The 19,953-nt window shown below is 66.5% G+C and carries 18 protein-coding genes; 9 read left to right on the top strand and 9 right to left on the bottom strand.

What is annotated here, in order from left to right; translation table 11 throughout:
- Nucleotides 1–15 precede the first annotated feature (15 nt).
- Nucleotides 16–624, bottom strand: coding sequence for a LemA family protein (locus JQ572_RS04080; protein WP_211381672.1), 609 nt, complete (start codon nt 622–624; stop codon nt 16–18).
- A 178-nt stretch (nt 625–802) separates the two neighbouring features.
- Between JQ572_RS04080 and JQ572_RS04075 the strand changes: the two genes are divergently transcribed.
- Genes JQ572_RS04075 through JQ572_RS04065 form a run of 3 tightly spaced genes read left to right on the top strand, consistent with a single transcriptional unit; the run spans nt 803 to nt 4,022 of the window.
- Nucleotides 803–1,657 carry an enoyl-CoA hydratase gene (locus JQ572_RS04075; RefSeq protein WP_211381671.1) on the top strand — a complete coding sequence of 285 codons (855 nt, stop codon included), beginning with the start codon at nt 803–805 and terminating at the stop codon, nt 1,655–1,657.
- Between the two features lie 4 nt (nt 1,658–1,661).
- A complete protein-coding gene (locus tag JQ572_RS04070) occupies nt 1,662–2,810 on the top strand; it encodes an acyl-CoA dehydrogenase family protein (RefSeq protein ID WP_211381670.1) in 1,149 nt (382 codons plus the stop codon).
- Nucleotides 2,811–2,825: 15 nt separating this feature from the next.
- On the top strand, nt 2,826–4,022 hold the full coding sequence (locus JQ572_RS04065; RefSeq protein ID WP_211381669.1) for an acyl-CoA dehydrogenase family protein: 1,197 nt from the start codon (nt 2,826–2,828) through the stop codon (nt 4,020–4,022).
- 167 nt (nt 4,023–4,189) lie between these two features.
- On the opposite strand, the gene JQ572_RS04060 is transcribed toward JQ572_RS04065, so the two are convergent.
- The 3 genes from JQ572_RS04060 to JQ572_RS04050 all read right to left on the bottom strand — a co-directional run bounded on the left by JQ572_RS04060 (nt 4,190) and on the right by JQ572_RS04050 (nt 8,534).
- A complete protein-coding gene (locus JQ572_RS04060) occupies nt 4,190–6,514 on the bottom strand; it encodes a xanthine dehydrogenase family protein molybdopterin-binding subunit (RefSeq protein WP_211381668.1) in 2,325 nt (774 codons plus the stop codon).
- A 113-nt stretch (nt 6,515–6,627) separates the two neighbouring features.
- Nucleotides 6,628–7,503 carry a dihydrodipicolinate synthase family protein gene (locus JQ572_RS04055; RefSeq protein ID WP_211381667.1) on the bottom strand — a complete coding sequence of 292 codons (876 nt, stop codon included), beginning with the start codon at nt 7,501–7,503 and terminating at the stop codon, nt 6,628–6,630.
- A gap of 65 nt (nt 7,504–7,568) precedes the next feature.
- Nucleotides 7,569–8,534, bottom strand: a complete 966-nt coding sequence (locus JQ572_RS04050; protein WP_211381666.1) for a VOC family protein — start codon at nt 8,532–8,534, stop codon at nt 7,569–7,571.
- A 216-nt stretch (nt 8,535–8,750) separates the two neighbouring features.
- Here JQ572_RS04050 and JQ572_RS04045 point away from each other — a divergent pair, with 216 nt between their 5' ends.
- Both JQ572_RS04045 and JQ572_RS04040 read left to right on the top strand, forming a co-directional pair.
- Complete coding sequence (locus JQ572_RS04045; protein ID WP_211381665.1) at nt 8,751–9,617, top strand: S1C family serine protease; 867 nt, start codon at nt 8,751–8,753, stop codon at nt 9,615–9,617.
- Nucleotides 9,614–9,991 carry a response regulator transcription factor gene (locus JQ572_RS04040; RefSeq protein WP_211381664.1) on the top strand — a complete coding sequence of 126 codons (378 nt, stop codon included), beginning with the start codon at nt 9,614–9,616 and terminating at the stop codon, nt 9,989–9,991. Before JQ572_RS04045 ends, JQ572_RS04040 begins: the two co-directional genes overlap by 4 nt.
- Here the strand turns inward: JQ572_RS04040 and JQ572_RS04035 are convergent.
- The 4 genes from JQ572_RS04035 to JQ572_RS04020 all read right to left on the bottom strand — a co-directional run bounded on the left by JQ572_RS04035 (nt 9,986) and on the right by JQ572_RS04020 (nt 14,896).
- Nucleotides 9,986–11,062, bottom strand: coding sequence for a sensor histidine kinase (locus JQ572_RS04035; RefSeq protein WP_211381663.1), 1,077 nt, complete (start codon nt 11,060–11,062; stop codon nt 9,986–9,988). The genes JQ572_RS04040 and JQ572_RS04035 overlap by 6 nt on opposite strands.
- Nucleotides 11,049–11,741: a response regulator transcription factor gene (locus JQ572_RS04030; protein WP_211381662.1), complete on the bottom strand. Its 693-nt coding sequence runs from the start codon at nt 11,739–11,741 to the stop codon at nt 11,049–11,051. Before JQ572_RS04030 ends, JQ572_RS04035 begins: the two co-directional genes overlap by 14 nt.
- A gap of 100 nt (nt 11,742–11,841) precedes the next feature.
- On the bottom strand, nt 11,842–12,303 hold the full coding sequence (locus JQ572_RS04025; RefSeq protein WP_211381661.1) for a hypothetical protein: 462 nt from the start codon (nt 12,301–12,303) through the stop codon (nt 11,842–11,844).
- A 256-nt stretch (nt 12,304–12,559) separates the two neighbouring features.
- Nucleotides 12,560–14,896, bottom strand: coding sequence for a Tex family protein (locus JQ572_RS04020; RefSeq protein WP_211381660.1), 2,337 nt, complete (start codon nt 14,894–14,896; stop codon nt 12,560–12,562).
- Between the two features lie 439 nt (nt 14,897–15,335).
- On the opposite strand from JQ572_RS04020, the gene atzD reads away from it, so the two are divergent.
- Nucleotides 15,336–16,460, top strand: a complete 1,125-nt coding sequence (gene atzD, locus JQ572_RS04015) for a cyanuric acid amidohydrolase (RefSeq protein WP_211381659.1) — start codon at nt 15,336–15,338, stop codon at nt 16,458–16,460.
- A gap of 106 nt (nt 16,461–16,566) precedes the next feature.
- On the top strand, nt 16,567–18,036 hold the full coding sequence (locus tag JQ572_RS04010) for an amidase (RefSeq protein WP_211381658.1): 1,470 nt from the start codon (nt 16,567–16,569) through the stop codon (nt 18,034–18,036).
- A 39-nt stretch (nt 18,037–18,075) separates the two neighbouring features.
- Here JQ572_RS04010 and JQ572_RS04005 read toward each other — a convergent pair whose 3' ends face one another.
- Nucleotides 18,076–18,396 carry a hypothetical protein gene (locus JQ572_RS04005; protein WP_211381657.1) on the bottom strand — a complete coding sequence of 107 codons (321 nt, stop codon included), beginning with the start codon at nt 18,394–18,396 and terminating at the stop codon, nt 18,076–18,078.
- A 148-nt stretch (nt 18,397–18,544) separates the two neighbouring features.
- Here JQ572_RS04005 and JQ572_RS04000 point away from each other — a divergent pair, with 148 nt between their 5' ends.
- Together JQ572_RS04000 and JQ572_RS03995 are read left to right on the top strand one after the other, a co-directional pair.
- Nucleotides 18,545–19,468, top strand: coding sequence for a PaaI family thioesterase (locus JQ572_RS04000; RefSeq protein WP_211381656.1), 924 nt, complete (start codon nt 18,545–18,547; stop codon nt 19,466–19,468).
- Between the two features lie 67 nt (nt 19,469–19,535).
- Complete coding sequence (locus JQ572_RS03995) at nt 19,536–19,901, top strand: hypothetical protein (protein ID WP_211381655.1); 366 nt, start codon at nt 19,536–19,538, stop codon at nt 19,899–19,901.
- Nucleotides 19,902–19,953: the final 52 nt, after the last annotated feature.

Genomic DNA, 19,953 nt, shown 5'->3' with positions numbered 1-19,953 from the left:
CGTCAGCCGACGGCGCTATTTCGAGGGCGCGGGCGACGGGTTGAAATCAACCTTCGGCGCGGTCGAGATTTCCTTCTCGTTCTCGACCGAGAAATTCGGCTTCTCCTTGTAGCCGAACATCATCGCGGTCAGGTTGCTCGGGAACGAGCGGATGGTGACGTTGTACTCCTGCACCGCCTTGATGTAGCGGTTGCGCGCTACCGTGATGCGGTTCTCGGTGCCTTCGAGCTGGGACATCAAATCCTTGAACAGCGCATCCGATTTGAGCTGCGGATAATTCTCGGTGACGACAAGCAGGCGCGACAGCGCGCTCGAGAGCTCGCCCTGCGCGGCCTGGAACTTCTGGAAGGCTGCTGGGTCGTTCAGCACCTCCGGCGTCGCCTGGATGCTGCCGACCTTGGCACGGGCATTGGTGACGCCGAGCAGAACGTCCTTTTCCTGCTGCGCAAAACCCTTCACCGAGTTGACGAGATTGGGCACGAGATCGGCGCGGCGCTGATACTGGTTCACGACCTCGGACCAGTTGGCCTTGATCTGCTCGTCCTCGCTCTGGATCGCGTTGTAGCCGCAATTGGTGAGGCTCAGCGAGGCCAGGGCCGCCAGCACGGTCAGGATCTTGCGCATCAAATTTCTCCCGGTGGAATCCGGTGCAAACTACCAGATTGAGTGCGCGTGGTGCCAGACATCTTGCGCCGGCGGCGCGAAAAGCAGCCGACTGACGCAAGCCTCTTGCCTATCCTTGGCCGACATAGTCAACTTAGCGGAACAACAAGATCAAACCGGAAACGCCAGAGGGAACGCGATGTCCTCGTTCGAGACCATCCTCATGGAGCGGCCGGAGCCGGCAATTGCCCGGATCGTGATGAACCGGCCCGATGCGCGCAACGCGCAGAACCTGCAAATGACCTACGACCTCAATGCCGCCTTCGACGAAGCGGTGCAGGACGACGCGGTCAAGGTCATCGTCCTCGCCGGCAACGGGCCGCACTTCTCCTCCGGCCACGACCTTCGCCCTGGTGGCAAGAATGCCGCAGGCGTCGATTTTCCACCGGTAGGAAATTGGGGCGGCTTTGCCGAGCCCAACGCCCATGGCCGCTTTGCGCGCGAGCAGGAAATTTATCTCCAGATCACGCGGCGCTGGCGCAACCTCGCCAAACCCACTATCGCCGAGGTGCACGGCAAGTGCATCGCCGGGGGCCTGATGCTGGCCTGGGCCTGCGACCTCATAGTCGCCAGCGACGATGCGCAGTTCTGCGATCCCGTCGTCACCATGGGCGTTTGCGGCGTTGAATGGTTCGTGCATCCTTGGGAGCTTGGCCCGCGCAAAGCCAAGGAGTTCCTGTTCACGGCCGACAGCTGGAGCGCACAGGAGGCGCATCAGCTCGGCATGGTCAATCGGGTCGTGCCGCGTGCGGAGCTCTCGGCGTCCGTGCTGGAGCTGGCGCGCAGGATCGCATCGAAGCCGTCATTTGCACTGAAGCTGACCAAGGAAGCCGTCAACCGCTCGGTCGACGTGATGGGCCAGCCGGCCGCGATCGACCAGGCCTTTGCGCTGCATCAGCTCTGTCACGCGCATAATCTCCAGGAGTTCGGCATGGTGGTCGATCCGTCCGGACTGCATCCCTCCGTGCGCAAGCCGCCGGCGGCCGCGGAGTAGCGCCATGGACCTCAATCTCAGCGACGAGCAACGGCTGCTGCGCGAAAGCGCGGAACGCTTCGTGGCCGAAAGCTACGATGCCGATCACCGCCGCAAGATGGCGAACGATCCGCTCGGCTTCAGTCCTGCGGTGTGGAAGCAGTTCGCCGAGCTCGGCTGGCTGGCGCTGCCGATACCTGAAGAGCTCGGCGGGCTCGGCGGCGGCGCGGTCGAGATCGGCATCCTGATGGAGGCCTTTGGGCGCGGGCTGGTGTCGGAGCCCTATATCGCGACCGTGGTGCTCGGTGCCGCCTTGATCGAGAAATGCGGCAACGCCATGCAAAAGCAGGCGAGCCTGCCGAAGATCGCAGACGGATCGTTGAAGCTCGCATTCGCGCATTCCGAGCGCGCCGCGCGGTTCGATCTCGCCAAGGTCGCAGCGACCGCGAACAAGACCGCGCAGGGCTGGCGGCTTGCCGGTAGCAAGATCGCGGTGCTCGACGGTCATGCCGCCGACGAGATCATCGTCTCCGCGCATATCCACGATCATCAGGGGCCGTCGGGACGGATCGGCCTGTTTCTTGTGCCAGCGACGGCGCCGAGCCTCGTCGTCAGCGACTATGAGCGCCTCGGCGGCGGGAGGGCCTGCAATATCGAGCTGGCGGACGTGCAACTGCCGGGGGATTCTCTGCTCGGCAACGGCAGCGATGCGTTACCAGCGATCGAATGGGCGATCGATCGCGCCATCGCCGCGCTCGGTGCGGAAGCCGTCGGCATCATGCAGACGCTGCTCGACACCACGCTGGAATACACCAAGATCCGGAAGCAATTCGGCCGGCCGCTCTCGGCGAACCAGGTAATCCGCCACCGCCTCGCCGACATGGCGATGCAAGTGGACGAGGCGCGATCGATGGCGTTGCGCGCAGCGCTGAAGGCAGATAGCCCGCCGGTCGAGCGGGCGCGAGCGGCCTCGGGCGCGAAAGCGAAGATCGGAAAATGCGCGCGCTTCGTCGGCGAGCAGTCGATCCAGCTCCACGGCGGCATGGGCGTCACCGAGGAGCTCGAGGTCGGCGCCTATTTCAAGCGCCTCGTCGCCTTCGACACGCTGTTCGGCGGCAGCGCGCATCATTATGGCCGCCACGCCCGGCTTGGCCGCATCACCATTCCGGCCTGACCAGAGGATCGCATCATGGACCTGTCGTTCAATGCCGAGGAGCGCGCCTTCCAGGACGAGGTGCGCGGCTTCATTGCGAAGAATCTCACCGACGAGATGAAGCGCGCGACCGCACTGACGCCGTCGGTATTCTCCGACCCTGACATCGGCATGGCCTGGCAGCGCGCATTGAACAAGCAGGGCTGGGGCGCGCCGGGCTGGCCGGTCGAGCATGGCGGGCCGGACTGGACGCCGGCGCAGCGCTGGATCTTCGAGACCGAATCCGCACGCGCCGGGGTGCCGAACGTCAACGTGATGGGCGTGAAGATGGTGGGGCCCGTCATCATCGGCTTCGGCTCGCCGGAGCAGAAGAATTTCTATTTGCCGCGAATCCTGTCTGGCGAAGACTACTGGTGCCAGGGCTATTCCGAGCCGGGCTCCGGCTCCGACCTCTCCTCGCTGAAGACCCGCGCGGTGCGCGACGGCGACGACTACATCATCAACGGCACAAAAATCTGGACCACGCACGCCCACCACGCCAACCGCATGTTCGCGCTGGTGCGCACCAGTGACGGGCCGCGGCAGCAGGACGGCATCAGTTTTGTCCTGATCGACATGAAGACGCCGGGCATCACCACGCGGCCTATCCTCACCATCGGAGGCGACCACGAGGTCAACCAGGTGTTCTTCGACGACGTCCGCGTGCCCGTGGCCAACCGCGTCGGCGAGGAAGGCAAGGGCTGGACCTACGGCAAATATCTGCTCGAGTTCGAGCGCGGCTCGGGGATTGCGTCAGCGAAACTGCGCGAGGGGCTGAAGGCAATCGCGGAGCTCGCCGAATCCGACCTGACCGGCCGCGCGATCGACAGCCCCGACATCGCAACGCGCATCTCGGAGGTCGAGATCGACATCGACGCGCTGGAGATGACGGAGCTGCGCGTGCTCTCGGCGCTGCAGACCGGGCAGAATCCCGGCGCGGTGTCGTCGATCCTGAAGCTGCGCAACAGCGAGATCCGTCAGGCCGTAACGCGGTTGGGCGCCGATGTGATCGGCCACGACGCACTCGTCGTCGAGCCGATGCGCCCGCTCTACAAGCTCAACCACGAGCCGGCGATGCCGGAGGAGATGCTGACGGTGGTGCCGGAATATCTCAACGGCCGCGCCTACACGATCTTCGGCGGCACCTCGGAGATCCAGCGAGACATCATTGCGAAGATGATGCTGGGGATTTGACGGGATACGCCTCTCTCCTTCGTCATTGCGAGGAGCCCTTGCGACGAAGCAATCCAGAATCCTTCCGTGGAGGGACTCTGGATTGCTTCGCTGCGCTCGCAATGACGTCGTGGCAATAGCGCGGGCCCGGATTTCGCTGCGCTCCATCCGGGCTACACGCCGCGTAACTAACCCGCCGCCCTCGCGTCCCTGATCGCCTTCCAGATCTTCTGCGGCGTGAGCGGAGTGTTGAGCTGGGTGATGCCGAGCTCGGCGAGCGCGTCCATCACGCCGTTGGTGACGCAGGGCGGACCGCCGATGGCGCCGGACTCGCCGCAGCCCTTGGCGCCGAGCGGGTTGGTGCGGCACGGCGCGGAATCGTCAAGCGTCACCTCGATCGGCGGCACGTCGTCAGCGCGCGGGATGCAGTAATCCTGGTAGCTCGCGGTGAGGAGCTGGCCATCGGCATCGTACGAGACGCCCTCATACAGCGCCTGGCCGATGCCCTGCGCGACGCCGCCATGGATCTGGCCGGTCACCAGCATCGGGTTCACGGCGACGCCGACGTCATCGACCGTGGTGTAGCGCACCACCTTGGAGACGCCGGTCTCCGGGTCGATCTCGACCTCGCAGATATGCGTTCCGTTCGGCCAGCTCGGCCCATCCACCTCGCCTTCGGAATCGACGCTGAGCCTGGCGCCGCTCTCCTTCTCGGCGAGATCGAACAGGCTGATGCGGCGGTCGGTGCCGACCACGGTCAGCATGCCGCCCTGATATTCGATGTCCTCGACCGACGTTTCCAACACGTTCGCCGCCTTCTCGCGCGCTTTCTGGATCATGTCGTTGGAGGAGACCGCAACCGCGGTGCCGCCGACGAACAGCGAACGCGAGCCGACGCTGCCAAAACCCATGGCCAGATCAGTGTCGCCCTGGACCACGTCGATCTTGTCCATGGCAATTCCGAGCGTGTCGGAGATCATCTGGGTGTAGGTGGTCTGCAACCCCTGTCCCATCGCCATGGTGCCGGAATGAAGCACGACGCGACCCTGCGAGGTCGCATGCAGGCTGACCTTCTCGGTGTGAGCGCGGCCGCCGGTCCATTCGATATAGGAGGTGAGGCCGCGTCCGTAGAGCAAGCCCTTCTTCTTCGCGGCCTTCTTGCGCGCGGCAAAGCCGTCCCAGTCCGCAAGCTTCACGGCGCGGTCGAGCATGTGGGCGAAGGCACCGGAATCGTAAACCTGGCCCGCCGCGTTGGTGTAGGGCAGCTGCGCCGGCTTGATGTAGTTCGCTTTCCGGATCGCGCGCGGGTCCATGCCGATTTTTCGCGCGGCGGCATCGAACAGGCGCTCGACGATGAACACGGCCTCCGGCCGGCCGGCGCCGCGATAGGCACCGACGGGCGCGGTGTTGGTCATCACCGACTTCACCTCGAAATGCACCAGCGGCAGGTCGTAGACGCCGGTCTGCACGAACGGTCCGAGCACCAGCGGAATGATGTTGGCTGCGCCTGAGGAATACGCGCCGGTACAGCCGATCGACTTGACGCGATAGGCCAGCACCTTGCCCTTCTCGTCGAGCGCGAAGGAGGCGGTGGAGGTCAGATCGCGGCCATGGGTGCCGCCGACGAATTCGTCGGTGCGATCGCCGCGCCAGCGGATCTTCCTGTTCAGCTTGGTCGCGGCATAGGCGACGATGCCGTCCTCGGGATAGAGGTTGGTCTTCTGGCCGAAGCCGCCGCCGATATCGCCGACCAGCACGCGCACGCTGTCCTTCGGGCGCTTCAGCACGGCTTCCGCCAGCACGTCGCGGGTCGAGGCGGGCGTCTGCGACTGCACGTGCAGGAGGAGCCGTCCGGACGTCTTGTCGATCTCGGCAATGGTGGAGCGCGGCTCCATCGCCGACGGCACGAGGCGCTGGCTGACGAGGTCGAGCTCGACCGTATGCGCCGCGCTGGCAAAAGCCTCGTCCACCTTGGCGGCGTCGCCATAGCTCATCGCGCCGACGATGTTGTCGGGCGCCTCCGGCCACACTACGGGCGCGCCGGGCTTGACCGCCTCGACCGGATCGACCACCGCCGGCTGCACGTCGTATTCGACCACGATCGCTTCGGCCGCGCTCTGCGCTTCCGCGCGAGAGGCCGCCACCACCGCCGCAATCGCCTCGCCGGCGTAGCGCACGACCTCGTGGGCCAGCAGGCGCCGCGGCGGCACGGTCATCGGCTTGCCGTCGGGGCGCTTGAAGATGCTCAGGGTCGGGATGGTGCCGATATCGTCCTTGACGAGGTCGGCGCCGGTGTAGATCGCGGTGACGCCGGGCATCGCGGCCGCCGCGCCGGTCTCGATCGAGACGATCTTCGCGTGGGCATGCGGCGAGCGCAGCACGTGCAACCACAGCGCGCCATCCTCCGGCTTGTCGTCGATGAACTGCCCCTTCCCGGTGAGCAGCCGCTGGTCTTCCAAACGCCTGACGGGCTGCCCCGCTCCGAAACGCAAATTGCCGGGAAGAATGTTCATTCCGCTGGGTCCTCGAGGTCTCTTGAAATGCGGCAGCCTTTTAGCGGATCGAGGCAGCCGAGACCAGCCGGGGTTTTAGGCGGCATATCCACGATTTCGTCATGCCGGATGCGCTATGCAAGCTCCAGCAGCGCCGCTTCCACCACCTTGCGCGCATCGGCCGTCAGGGCCGCCTGCGGAGGGACGGGGTCGCCGACGTCGTAGCCCTGGATCGCCAGCCCCGCCTTGATGCAGGCGGCGAGGTTGAAGCGGGCGAAGGCCTCGTTGATGCGCCACAGCCTGCGCTGGAGCGCCATGGCCTCGTCCCAGCGGCCGGCCTTGCACAGGTCGTAAAGCGCGACGCTCTGACGCGGGACGATGCAGGCAGGTCCCGCCATCCAGCCGAGGCCGCCGATCAGCATCACCGCGGCGGGGATGTGGGCGGAGGCCGAGAACACGCGCAAGGCATCGCCGCAGCGGTTCATGATCGAGAGCAGCCGGCCGGTGTTGGTCGAGGCATCCTTGATGTAGCCGATGCGCGGATGCCCGGCGAGGCGCGCGATGATGTCGAGCGTCAGATCGGAGCGCTGGAATTGCGGATTGGTGTAGATGACGACGGGGATATCCACCGCGTCGGCAATGCTGCGGAAGTAGGATTCGACCTGGGCATCGGCGAGCGGAAAATAGGCTTCCAGGATCGCCAGGATGCCGTCGGCGCCGAGCTTCTGGTACGCTTTCGCCTGTGCGACCGCATCCGCCGTCGTGGTCGCGGCCACGCCGGCGACAACCGGCACACGTCCCTTCGCCGCCTCGATCGTGGTCTGCACGATCGCCGTGCGTTGCACGGCGTTGAGATAGGCGAATTCGCCGGTCGAACCGAGCGGCGTCAGCCCGTGCACGCCGGCGCCGATCAGATCGTCGCAAAGTTTTGCAAGTACGTTCGTGCGCACCGTGCCGTCGGCATCGACGGGCGAGACAAGATAGGGGAAGACGCCGTGAAAATCGGACATGTCAGGTGTGGATCCCGGAAACTGGCTGAGCGCCTGACCGGTATTACCAACGCTCGCGCCCGCGATCAAACCCCGATCAGGCGCACCCGCGTGCCCCAGGGATCGATCGCCTCAACGCCATTCGCGAGCGCCGTGACCTTCGCGCCGCCCTTGCGCAGGCGCTCCTCCTGGGCGGCGAGCAGATCCGGCTTCGCCGTCACCAGTGAGAACCAGGCGAGGCCGGTTGCCTGATCGTCGCGTTGGCCGGCGCCCTGGCTCTGCCAGACGTTCATGCCGAGGTGATGGTGATAGCGGCCCGACGACAGGAACGCGGCGCCGTTGCGCTTGCGCGTCGGATCGAGGCCGATCGTGCCGTGATAGAAGCTCTCGGCCTGCGCGAGATCGCCGACGCGCAGATGCATGTGACCGATGCGCAGACCGTCCGGCGCCTTGGCGTAGTCGGCGACGCGCGTGTTGGTCAGCGACAGCAGGTCGGGGATGTTGAGCTCGTCGGTCGCCATCTTCACGCTGCCCTCGCTCCACTGCCATTGCGAGGGATCGCGGTCGGCATAGACCTCGATGCCGTTGCCTTCGGGATCGTCGAGATAGACGGATTCGCTGACGAGATGATCGGCGAAGCCCGACAGCGGCACGCGATGCGAGGCCGCATGCACCAGCCAGCGCGCGAGGTCCTTGCGCGTCGGCATCAGGAAGGCGGTGTGGTAGAGGCCGGCGGCGTCCCGCGGCTCGATTGCGGCGTCGGGGCGGGCTTCCAGCACCAGCAGCGCGATGCCGGCCGTGCCGAGCGTTGCGGCCGCAGCCGAGCGTTGCATGACGGTGAGTCCGATCACGTCGCGGTAGTAGCCCGCCACCTTGTCGAGATTCTTCACCCGCAGCGTCACCATGCCGACCCGCATCGGCGTACGGCTGGCATAGGTCGGCCCCCCGCCCTGCGGCATACCCTCGGCGCGCGCCGCGGCCGCGGCGGCCATCGCCAGCGAGGTGGCGCCGGCGAGTTGAAGCATGGTGCGGCGGGTGAGGTCGATGGTCATCAATCGGGGCTCGCTGGAAACGCTTGAGCGCCGTGCGGCGCAGTGTCGGCCGATTGCTACACGTTCCCGTGAGCGCCTCCCAATCACATGTTCGTCGGCCGTGGTCTTACGGATCAGCTTCCTTGGCCATTTTTCCTGGCCATTTTCCTGGCCATGCGGCCAGTTACGCGATCGGCCGCGACATCCCAGATTGAGGACAACTTACAGGAGCCAGCCATGACCGACCCAACTCCTCTGTCCTCACTGTCGTCCGCTCTCGCGGATGTGGTGGCCCGCACCGCACCGTCCGTCGTCTCCGTGCACTCGCACCGCTCCCGCGCGACCGGCTTCGTCTGGAAGCCAGGCCTGATCGTCACTGCAGACGAGGCCCTGGCTGACGAGGGGGAGGTCGAGATCGGCCTCCCTGACGGCGGCACCGCGGCCGCAACGATCGCCGGCCGCGACCACACGACCGATATCGCGCTGCTGCGCATCGATGCCGGCCCCGCGCCAGTCAAGCTGGCCGCCACCATCCCATCCCTTGGCGCGCTGTCGGTCGTGGTCGCCACCCATCGCGACGCGCCGAGCGCCGCGCTCGGGATGGTGTCGCTGTCCGGCAAGAGCTGGCGCAGCCTGCGCGGCGGCGACATCGACGCGCGGATCGAGCTCGACGTCCGCCTGCGCTCCAGCCAGCAGGGCGGCCTCGCGCTCGATGCATCGGGTGAAGCTTTCGGCATGGCCGTGCTCGGCCCCAGGCGCGTGCTGGTGATCCCGACGGCGACAATCGAGCGGGTCGCGGCCCAGCTCGAGACACGCGGCCGCATCGCACGCGGCTATCTCGGCCTCGGGCTCCAGCCGGTGCGGCTCGACGACGGAATCGGCGCGATGGTGATGAACGTCGACAAGGCCGGACCTTCGGCCGCGGCCGGCATCCGCCAGGGCGACGTCATCGTCGCGGTCAACGACCAGAAGCTGTCCGGCGTACGCGCGCTGTCGCGCACCCTGGGTCCGGCGAGCGTCGGCGCGGTGGTCGATGTCGCAGCGCGTCGCGGCGGCGAGCCGGTCAGCTTCAAGGTCACGGTCGGCGAAAGGCCGGAGGCGTGAGCGAGGACGAGACGAAGACGCCGGAGATCGTGCTGTCGCTTGAGATCGACGATCCCGCCCTCGCCGACCGCCTGGCGACGCTGCTCGGCAATGTCGCCGGGCTTCGCCTTGCCGCGCCCGGCGAGCAAGCGGCTGCGACGGTCGTCGCCCGCGACGCGCGCACCATGCCCGACGACATCGCGCTGACGCAGCGCGAGCTCGACGTGCTGGCGCTGATGGCCGAGGGCGGCTCCAACAAGATGATCGCGCGTCAGCTCGGCATCTCCGTGCACACCGTGAAGTTTCACGTCGGCTCGCTGCTGGACAAGCTCGATGCCACCGGTCGTACCGATGCGGTGGCGCATGCCGCGCGCCGCGGCGTGATCGAGCTATGATGTCGCCGGGAAGGTGAGCTGGACCGTGAGGCCCGGCGCATTGTCGTGCAGCGCGATCTCTGCGCCGTGGAGGCCGGCAACGGCGGCAACCAGGCTCAAGCCCAGGCCGTTGCCCGGGGTATAGCGGCTCTGTTCGAGCCGGTAGAAGCGCTTGAAGACGTGATCGCGCGCCTCAACTGGAATGCCCGGACCATCGTCCGCGATCGCGATCGTCGCCCCGCCACCGGCGCCGGCGCCGCGACAGGTCACGGTGACCTGCCCTCCCGTCCGCCCGTGCTTGATCGCGTTATCGACGAGATTGGCGATCGCGTCGAACAGAAGGTCGCGATCGCCCGTGATCGCCACCTCGCGGTCGCCGCCAAGGCTGAGCCGCGTCGCGACCTGTTCGGCTGCGGCATCGTAGAGCTCGACGACCTCGCCGGCGACCTCGGCGAGATTGAGCGCGCGAAAGGCGCTCCTGCGGGCGCGGGTCTCGATCTCCGAGATCCGCGTGATGGAGGCGAACATGCCCAGCACGGCGTCGAGATCGGCGATGGTGTCGCCGATCAGCGCCGCATCTGCCTCGCCTGTGCGCGGGGCATGATAGGCCTTCTCCAGCCGGCCCCGCATGCGTGTCAGCGGCGTGCGCAGATCGTGGGCGACGTTGTTGCTGACCTGCTTGACCTCGCCCATCAGCGTCTCGATGCGATCGAGCATATGGTTGAGGTTTTCCGCCACGCGGTCCCACTCGTCGTGGCTGCCGCGCAAGGGGATGCGCCGGTCGAGACCGGACAGCATGATGGCGCGGCTGGTGGCATTGATCTCCTCGATCCGCCCGACCGTCCGGCGCGTCACCAGCACGGCCGCCAGCCCGGCGAGCACCAGGAGCAACAGGGCGACCGCGACCATCGCAAGCTCGATCATCGCGGTGAAGCCGCCGTGATCGCCGGCGTCACCGACCCGGCTCCGCACAAAGGCAATGGTGCCGAAGTAGACATACGCCATGATCGCGGCGACGATCAGCCCGAACGCCGCGATCGCGATCAGCGCGAGGCGGAAGGTCGAGGAGCGGAGCGTCTTAACCAGGAGCACGGAGGCAATATCCGATGCCGCGGATGGTGTGGATCAACGGATAGGCCTGGGCATCGTCGACCTTGCGGCGGACGCGTCCGACATAGACGTCGATGATGTTGGTGGAGGGATCGAAATGCAGGTCCCAGACGTGCTGGAGCAGCATCGCGCGCGAGACGACGCGGCCCTCGTTGCGGACGAGATATTCGAGCAGCTGGAATTCCCGCGGCAGCAGCGGGATTTTGCGGCCGCGGCGGCTGGCGTTGCGCGCGATCAGGTCGATGGCGAGGTCGCCGACCCGCAAGATCGTCTCCTTGGCGACGGTCTCGCTGCGGCGGCCGAGCGCCTCGAGCCGCGCCAGCAATTCGGTGAAGGAAAACGGCTTGACGAGATAATCGTCACCGCCGGCGCGCAGACCCCGCACGCGATCATCGACCTCGCCGAGCGCGGAGATGATCAGGAACGGCGCGGCGATGCCGTCGTCGCGCAATTGGCGCATCACGGTGATGCCGTCGATGTCAGGCAGCATGCGGTCGATGGTGATCACGGCATAGTTGCGCGCGATGCCATGACTCAGGGCTTCGCGCCCGCTGGCTGCGAGATCGACGTCGTAGCCGGAGGTCGTCAACTCCTCGACGAGCTGGCCTGCGGTTTCCGGATCGTCCTCGACGACCAGGATGCGACGGTGGCCTCCGGTCATGGCAAACTCCCCGCGACGATCGCCACCAGACTATCCCGTTCCGGGGCTGAGCGGAACCGCCCGATGGCGATCGCGACAATGGTGCGGTACGGCGATGCGACTACCAGTAGTCTCCGCACACATTGACCCATTGCCATCCATAGGGCGTCCAGCTTCTGCGCCAGCAACCATCATTGTAGCCGGCGTAGTAATAAGGCGCGCCGAAGACGGCGAAACGGCGCAAGTGATGGTGATGGAAGAAGGCGTGGTGGCCGTGCCAGCCGACGCCGGCGAAGCCCGGCCCGATCGCGGCATGAGAGAACCGCGCGCCGCCAAACGCCGGCCCGCCGACATGGGCGAAGCGCGCACCACCCATACCGCCGACATGCATGCCACCAAAACCGCCCGCGTGCATGCCGCCGCCGAAATGCCCACCACCGCCGAAGCCGCCGTGGCCGCCGCCACCGAAACCACCACCATGGCCGCCGCCACCGCCTCCACCGCGGGCGAGAACGGGCGAAGCGACTGCCAGCGTCGCAGCCACGGCCGCCGCGACGATGCCCGTGAGAAGCCTTTTGTGCATCGGAAGATCCTCCTTGTCGCGGCGACAGTCTCGCCGCTCCAGGGGATCAGATGAGGAAAATGCGCCCTCACCTTCAACTTACAAATGCGCCAGATTCTGACGCGCGTGTTAGGGACGCAGGCTCTCTCCTGGTCATTGCGAGGAGCCCTCGCGACGAAGCAATGACGACGTGGATAGAACTCTCTAGATGTCGAGCAGCTCAAGGCGGGGAGAGTCTGCGACCTCTCCCCGCAAAGAGCAGGGAGAGGCTAAAAGCTCACGCCCGCTTGCCGCCGTTCTTCTCGGCCGCGCGGCGCAGGGCTTCGGCGAGGGCGCCGCCGCCGGAGGATTCCGGCTTGCGCGGGGCCGACGAGGTCATGCGAGCGGGGTTGCGCGAATTGTTGTCGCGCTGCATGCCGGGAGCGTCCTTCTTGGCGCCGACCTCGTCGTCGAGGCGCAGCGTCAGCGAGATGCGCTTGCGGGCGACCTCGAAGTCCAGCACCTTGACCTTGACGATGTCGCCGGGCTTCACCACCTCGCGCGGATCCTTGATGTAGGTCCTGGACATCGCCGAAATGTGCACGAGCCCGTCCTGGTGCACGCCGATGTCGACGAAGGCGCCGAAGGCGGCGACGTTGGTCACGGTGCCCTCGAGGATCATGCCCTTCTTGAGATGCTTGATCTCCTCGACGCCCTCCATGAACACCGCGGCCTTGAACGCCGGACGCGGGTCGCGGCCGGGCTTCTCGAGCTCGCGCAGGATGTCGGTGACGGTCGGCAGGCCGAAGGTCTCGTCGACGAAATCCTTCGGCTTCAGCGTGCGCACGATCTCGCTCGAGCCGATCAGCGCCTTGATGTCGCTCTTGGTGGCCGCGAGAATCCGGCGCACCACCGGATAGGCTTCCGGATGCACGCCGGAGGCGTCGAGCGGATCCTCGCCGCCGAGGATGCGCAGGAAGCCCGCGCACTGCTCGAACGCCTTGGGTCCGAGCCGCGGCACCTCCTTGAGTGCCTTGCGCGACTTGAACGGGCCGTTGGCGTCGCGGTGCGCGACGATGCTCTGCGCCAGGCCGGAGCCGACGCCCGACACGCGGGCGAGCAGCGGAGCCGAGGCGGTGTTGACGTCGACGCCGACGGCATTCACGCAGTCCTCGACCACCGCATCGAGCGACTTGGCGAGCTTGGCCTGGCCGAGGTCGTGCTGATACTGGCCGACGCCGATCGCCTTGGGCTCGATCTTGACGAGCTCGGCGAGCGGGTCCTGCAGCCGCCGCGCGATCGAGACCGCGCCGCGCAGGGTGACGTCGAGACCAGGCAATTCCTCCGAGGCGAAAGCCGAGGCCGAATAGACCGACGCACCGGCCTCCGACACCACGATCTTGGTCATCTTCAACTCGGCGAGGCCCTTGACGAGATCGGCCGCGAGCTTGTCGGTTTCGCGCGAGGCGGTGCCGTTGCCGATAGCGATCAGCTCGACGCGATGCTTGAGCGCAAGCTTGCCGAGGATTGCAAGCGACTCGTTCCACTGCCGCTGCGGCTCGTGCGGATAGATCACGGCGGTATCGACGACCTTGCCGGTCGCGTCGGTAACGGCGACCTTGACGCCGGTGCGGTAGCCGGGATCCAGACCCATGGTGACGCGGGTGCCGGCCGGCGCCGCCAGCAGCAGGTCGCGCAGGTTCGAGGCGAACACGCGCACGGCCTCGGTCTCCGCCGCATTCCACAGCCGCATGCGCAGGTCGATGTTGAGATGCACCTGGATCTTGGTGCGCCAGGCCCAGCGGACCGTGTCGATCAGCCAGCGGTCGCCGGCGCGCTTGAGATCGGCGATGCCGAACCGCTTCATGATCTTCAGCTCATAGGCGCTCGGCACGCCCGGCGGCGGCGCCTCGGTCTCGGCCTGGATCTGCAGATCGAGAATCTCTTCCTTCTCGCCGCGGAACATCGCCAGGATGCGGTGCGAGGGCAGTTTCGTCAGCGGCTCGGAAAACTCGAAATAATCGGCGAACTTCTCGCCCTCGGTCTTCTTGCCGTCGCGCACCTTGGAGGCCATGCGCGCATTGGTCCACATCTCCTCACGCAGCACGCCGATCAAATCGGCGTCCTCGTCGAAACGCTCGACCAGGATGGCGCGGGCGCCGTCGAGTGCGGCGGCGGCGTCGGCGACGCCCTTCTCGGCATTGACATAGGCCTCGGCCACGACCTTCGGATCGTTGCCGGACTCTGCCACGAGCTGGTTGGCGAGTGGCTCGAGGCCGGCTTCCTTGGCGACTTCCGCCTTGGTGCGGCGCTTCGGCTTGAACGGGAGATAGATGTCTTCGAGGCGCGCCTTGCTGTCGGCGGCGAGAATGGAGGCTTCCAGCGCGGCATCGAGCTTGCCCTGCTCGCGGACCGATTCGAGGATGGCCTTACGGCGGTCTTCGAGTTCGCGCAGGTAACCCAGGCGCTCCTCCAAGGTGCGCAATTGCGCGTCGTCGAGCGCACCGGTCGCTTCCTTGCGGTAGCGGGCGATGAAGGGAACCGTGGCGCCGCCATCGAGCAGCGTCACCGCCGCCTCGACCTGCTCCGCCCCGACCCCAAGCTCCTGCGCAATCTTCTGGTTGATATTTGCCACGCGCGAATCCCTCTATCCAAGCACGCAATGCGGGGACGAACCACCGGCTGCGGGACGCCGCTTATGGACCAACCGGGGTTGATTCATCAAGGTGCGGCGCGCAACCGTCGACAGGGGATTTTTTGTCGCCCAGATGCGATCTCGCCACAATCGTGGATTTGCCGCCGGCGGTCATTATGTTCTTGTCCCGGACGCGCTGCAACGCTCTTGCGTTGCGACGCAGAGCCGGGATCCAGAGGCGCCACTGTATGCGGAGACGCACCGTCGAAGGGACGCTGCGCCGCGTCCGGGGCACGAGAACGCGAATGGAAGCGCTCGCGTGTTTTGCTCGTCGGGCAGCGCAAGGGATTGTGAGAGACCATCGCTTGCACCTTGACAGCCGCCTCCGTTCGACGACTGTTTGCTCCGCCGGACCACCGAACTCCACGCGAGGACTCCAATGCGGACTTCATCGGTCGGCGTCTTCAAGATCGCCACAAGGGGACCCGGCGACGTTTCCGGCCTCATGGCCATGATCGGCTCCGGCGAGATCGAACCGGCATCGATCCTGGCGATCCTCGGCAAGACCGAGGGCAATGGCGGCGTCAACGACTTTACCAGGGAGTATGCGGTGGCAGCGCTGTGCACGGCGCTGGCGCCGCGGCTCGGCCTTTCCGCGCACGAAGTCGAGCAGCGCATCGCCTTCGTGATGTCGGGCGGCACCGAGGGCGTGCTCAGCCCTCATATCACCGTGTTCACGCGCAGCGAGGTCGCGCAACGGCCGCCAGGCATCTCGGGCAAGCGCCTGAGCATCGGCATGGCGCACACCCGCGATTTCCTTCCTGAAGAGCTCGGCCGCGCCGCCCAGATCACGGAGACGGCGAAAGCCGTGAAAGCCGCGATGGAGGATGCGGGTATCACCGAAACCGCCGATGTCCATTTCGTGCAGATCAAGTGCCCGCTGCTCACCAGCGAGCGAGTCGAGGCGGCAGCCGCGCGCGGCCACAAGACGGCGACGACGAGCGCCTACAGCTCGATGGCCTATTCGCGCGGCGCCTCGGCGCTCGGGGTTGCGGTCGCGCTCGGTGAGGTCGCCTCCGACATCCAAGACGACGACGTGCTGCGGCGCTACGATCTGTTCTCCTCAGTTGCGTCTACGTCATCCGGGATCGAGCTGATGCACAACGTCGTCATCGTGCTCGGTAACTCCGCGTCGTCGGCAAGCGGGTTCGAGATCGGGCATTCCGTGATGGACGACGCCATCGATGCAGCGGCGGTGGTGTCGGCGCTGAGGAGCGTCGGGCTTGGCGTCCAACTTGGCGTCGCGCCGCAAGCCGCCGCGGGCCGCGAGCTCGTCAACATCTTCGCCAAGGCCGAAGCCTCGCCTGACGGCAGCGTGCGCGGCTTCCGCCACACCATGCTCGAAGATACCGACATCAGCTCGACGCGCCATGCCCGCGCCGCCGTCGGCGGCTTGATCGCGGGCCTTGCCGGCACCGGCGCGGTCTATGTTTCCGGCGGCGCCGAGCATCAGGGGCCGGCGGGCGGCGGGCCGGTTGCGGTAATCGCGCGGCTGCCCTATTGACGCGGACCTCTCCGCCCGGCGCAACCCTGCCCCTCGCGCCGGCTCAGTTGATTCACGCGGGCCCTTGCGAAAAAGGTGGAGCCGCATCTCAAGGGATTTTGACTTCATGACTTTGCCGATGAGCTGGAACGAATGGGCGCAGCACGATGGCGTGGGGCTGGCGGCGCGCGTCCGCAAGGGAGAGCTGACGGCAAAGGAATTGGCTCGCCAGGCCGCCGCGGGCGTTGCCAAGGTCAATCCGGCGCTGTCGGGCGTGGTCGAGCTGTTCGAGGACGTAATCGCCGACCCCGCCAAGGACGGCGCCAATCTCGCCGGCCCGTTCGCCGGCCTGCCCTTCCTGATGAAGGATCTGGGACCGACCATGAAGGGCCGGCTCCAGGAGATGGGCTCGCTGCTGATGCGCGGCAATCGCGCCGCTGCCGACACGTTCCTGACCGGTAAATTCCGTCAGGCGGGGCTCAACCTGATCGGACGCACGACGACGCCGGAATTCGGCGTATGCAGCTCGGCGGACAATCCCGCCGTCTATGTCACGCGCAATCCCTGGGACACCGACTACACCACTTGCGGCTCGTCGGCCGGGAGCGCCGCGATGGTGGCCGCCGGCGTGGTGCCGATCGCGCACGCGACCGACGGCGGCGGCTCGATCCGCATTCCCGCCGGCGTCAACGGCAATATCGGGCTGAAGGTTTCGCGCGGCGTGTTCTCGCTCGCGCCGCACATGTCCGACCTCACGGGCCTGGTCTCGATCCAGGGCTGCCAGTCGCGCTCGGTTCGCGACACCGCCGCCTTCGTCGACCACGCCCGCGGGCCTGCGCCCGGCGAGTTCATGCCGTTCTGGACCACGGCTCAGCCCTATTCCGAGATGATCAAGCGCGACCCGGGCAAGCTCCGGATCGCGCTGTCGCACAGCTGGGGCGACTACACGGCGACGCCGCACATCGCCGCCGAGCTGGAGAAGACCGGCCGCTTCCTCGAGGGCCTCGGCCATCACGTCGACTACGCGCTGCCCGAGCTCGATTTCCGCGCCGCGTTCGAGGCGCAGACGACCTGCTACATCTCGAATTTCGCCGTGGTGATCTCCAACATGCTTGCCGCGCGCGGACTGGAAAAGCCGCCGGAAGATCTCATCGAGCCCATGAACATCCGTATCTGGGAAGCCGGCCGGCAGACGAGCTTCGCCGAGCGGGCGAAGATGCAAGGCGTGTTCAATACGACCTCACGCGGTTTCGGCGCGTTCTTCGAGCAGTGGGACGTGATCCTGACCCCGATCACGGCGCTACCGACGCCGAAGGTCGGCACCAGGGAATACCTCACCATCTCCGACAATCCCGACGTGCTCGACTGGTTCGGCAATCTCTGGCGCTTCTTCGCCTTCACGCCGCTCGCCAATCTCTGCGGCATGCCCGCGATCTCGATGCCGATGGCGACCCACGAGCACGGCCTGCCGCTCGGCATCCAGGCGATCGGCAAGCAGGCCAATGACGGCCTGTTGCTGCAACTCGCCGCCCAGATCGAGCGCGCGCTCGACGGCAAGTGGAACGGCGGCAGGAAGCCGAAGGTGCATGTGAGCTGAGCGAGTTGATCGCATTGACTTGCGATCGCGCCGCCTGCCTCAATTCTTGACCGCCGGTATTTCCTCCTCCGCCGGCTGCTGCCGCCCCTGCTGATACATCGCGAGCGCCTTGTCGAGAGCCTCGCGCAGCGCCAGCGCCGCGGCCACGCTGCAACGTAAGTGCGCGGTCTGGACCACGTCGACCCTGACGGCGGCGCCGACCGGCATCAAGAGGTTCGCCGCGAGCTCGATCTGGATCGCGCCGTTGTGGTGGCCAAAGCAGGACGCGCCGTCGAAATAGATGATCGGCGCCCGCTCCGAGCTGGAGCTCGAAATGGTGACGGGCCCCTGGCTGGTGGCGGGCGTTTCGGGGTCGGCCATGAGCACTCCTTACAGCTAGTCGAGAGACGATGCGCTCACCATCGTTGCTTCGGCCCGCCCTGTCGAGGCTAAACCGCCCCGGCGGGAGCGCCCTGCCACGCGCAGTCGGGGTTTTGCGCGGCGCCCGCCACTGGTCTAGAACGTCGTCATGTCCACATCACCAACGCCCACTCCACCCGCCACGCTCCCGTTCGAGGAACTCGCCGAAGCGATCAAGGGCCGCCGCTCCGATTACGGCCATATCAGCGGGCTCCAGCTCGACCGCTTCGCGCCGGCCGAGGCCTGGTCCAGCCTCCCCTACCGGCCCGTCTTCGTCGGCGACACCGAGACCGGCGTGCTGCATGGCGGCGTCGTCACCGCGATGCTGGACGAAAGCTGCGGCATGGCGGTGCAACTTGCGCTCGACGGCACGCGCGCCATCGCAACCCTCGATCTGCGGATCGACTACCAGAAGCCTGCGACGCCGGGTCTCGCCATCAAGGCGCATTCGGTCTGCTATCGCACCACGCGCTCGATCGCCTTCGTGCGCTCCACCGCCTACCAGGAGTCCGAGGACGATCCGGTCGCGACCGCGACCGCCTGCTTCATGATCGGCGCCAACCGCACCAACATGCTCGCGGACCGCAGAATGGATGCGCGCAGCATCCCGACGCTGGAAGCGCCGGAGGATCAGGACGGCCCGTTCGCGAACAGCCCGTTCGCGCGCTGCCTCGGCATCCGTGTCAACGACGACGGCACGCTGACGATGCCGTTCTCCCCGCAGATCATCGGCAACCCGATCCTGCCCGCGATCCATGGCGGCATGACCGGCGCCTTCCTCGAGACCAGCGCAATCGTCGGCGTGGCGCGCGAGCTCGGCGTCACCGCGCTGCCGAAGCCGATCGGCCTCACCGTCAACTACTTACGCTCTGGCCGCGCACTCGACACCGTTGCCAATGTCTCGATCGTGAAGCAGGGCCGGCGCATCGTGGCCTTCGAGGCACGGGCCTGGCAGGACGATGCCAACAAGCCGATCGCCACCGCTTTCGGCCATTTCATGCTGCGCCCGACGCCCGGAAGCGACGAGGAATAGGCGTATTTTCCCTTGACGGCCGGGGGCCGGGCCACAACGATAGCGCGTTCCCGCGAGAGGTATTGGGTTGCGGCATCCGCTCGACATTATCGCCATGTTCGCCGCGCTCTGGCTGCTGGCGTCGATGATGCTCGACGCGCTGACGCCGAAGGAGCTGACGGCGGTGATGATCGGCATCGCCATCGGACCCGCCATCGTCATCACCGCCGTATTCTACTATCTGCGCTGCCCGCGCACCGATTTCGCGGTGATGTTCGCAGCGCTCTGGCTGATCTCCGACATCGCCATCGCGTTCATCTCGCCGACCCAGCTGCCGCATTTCCTGATCGCGCTCGGCTTCGTGCCGGCCCTGCTGATCGGCATCGTGCTGCACTGGCAGCGCTTCCAGCGCCGCCACGAACGGCTGCCGCTGCCGTCAGCCAAACGCAGCTAGAGCATGATCCGGAAAAGTGTGACGCGATTTTCCGAAAAGATCATGCTCAAGA

This window comes from Bradyrhizobium sp. SZCCT0153 (genome assembly GCF_018129995.1).
GTDB classification, from domain to species: Bacteria; Pseudomonadota; Alphaproteobacteria; order Rhizobiales; family Xanthobacteraceae; genus Bradyrhizobium; species Bradyrhizobium japonicum_G.
This window is presented reverse-complemented; position numbering and strand designations above follow the sequence as displayed.

Excerpts from the sequence above, each read along its gene's own strand:
- JQ572_RS04080 (WP_211381672.1), bottom strand. The coding sequence starts at position 624 with ATGCGCAAGATCCTGACCGTGCTGGCGGCCCTGGCCTCGCTGAGCCTC.
- JQ572_RS04075 (WP_211381671.1), top strand. The coding sequence starts at position 803 with ATGTCCTCGTTCGAGACCATCCTCATGGAGCGGCCGGAGCCGGCAATT.
- JQ572_RS04070 (WP_211381670.1), top strand. The coding sequence starts at position 1,662 with ATGGACCTCAATCTCAGCGACGAGCAACGGCTGCTGCGCGAAAGCGCG.
- JQ572_RS04065 (WP_211381669.1), top strand. The coding sequence starts at position 2,826 with ATGGACCTGTCGTTCAATGCCGAGGAGCGCGCCTTCCAGGACGAGGTG.
- JQ572_RS04060 (WP_211381668.1), bottom strand. The coding sequence starts at position 6,514 with ATGAACATTCTTCCCGGCAATTTGCGTTTCGGAGCGGGGCAGCCCGTC.
- JQ572_RS04055 (WP_211381667.1), bottom strand. The coding sequence starts at position 7,503 with ATGTCCGATTTTCACGGCGTCTTCCCCTATCTTGTCTCGCCCGTCGAT.
- JQ572_RS04050 (WP_211381666.1), bottom strand. The coding sequence starts at position 8,534 with ATGACCATCGACCTCACCCGCCGCACCATGCTTCAACTCGCCGGCGCC.
- JQ572_RS04045 (WP_211381665.1), top strand. The coding sequence starts at position 8,751 with ATGACCGACCCAACTCCTCTGTCCTCACTGTCGTCCGCTCTCGCGGAT.
- JQ572_RS04030 (WP_211381662.1), bottom strand. The coding sequence starts at position 11,741 with ATGACCGGAGGCCACCGTCGCATCCTGGTCGTCGAGGACGATCCGGAA.
- JQ572_RS04025 (WP_211381661.1), bottom strand. The coding sequence starts at position 12,303 with ATGCACAAAAGGCTTCTCACGGGCATCGTCGCGGCGGCCGTGGCTGCG.
- atzD (WP_211381659.1), top strand. The coding sequence starts at position 15,336 with ATGCGGACTTCATCGGTCGGCGTCTTCAAGATCGCCACAAGGGGACCC.
- JQ572_RS04010 (WP_211381658.1), top strand. The coding sequence starts at position 16,567 with ATGACTTTGCCGATGAGCTGGAACGAATGGGCGCAGCACGATGGCGTG.
- JQ572_RS04005 (WP_211381657.1), bottom strand. The coding sequence starts at position 18,396 with ATGGCCGACCCCGAAACGCCCGCCACCAGCCAGGGGCCCGTCACCATT.
- JQ572_RS04000 (WP_211381656.1), top strand. The coding sequence starts at position 18,545 with ATGTCCACATCACCAACGCCCACTCCACCCGCCACGCTCCCGTTCGAG.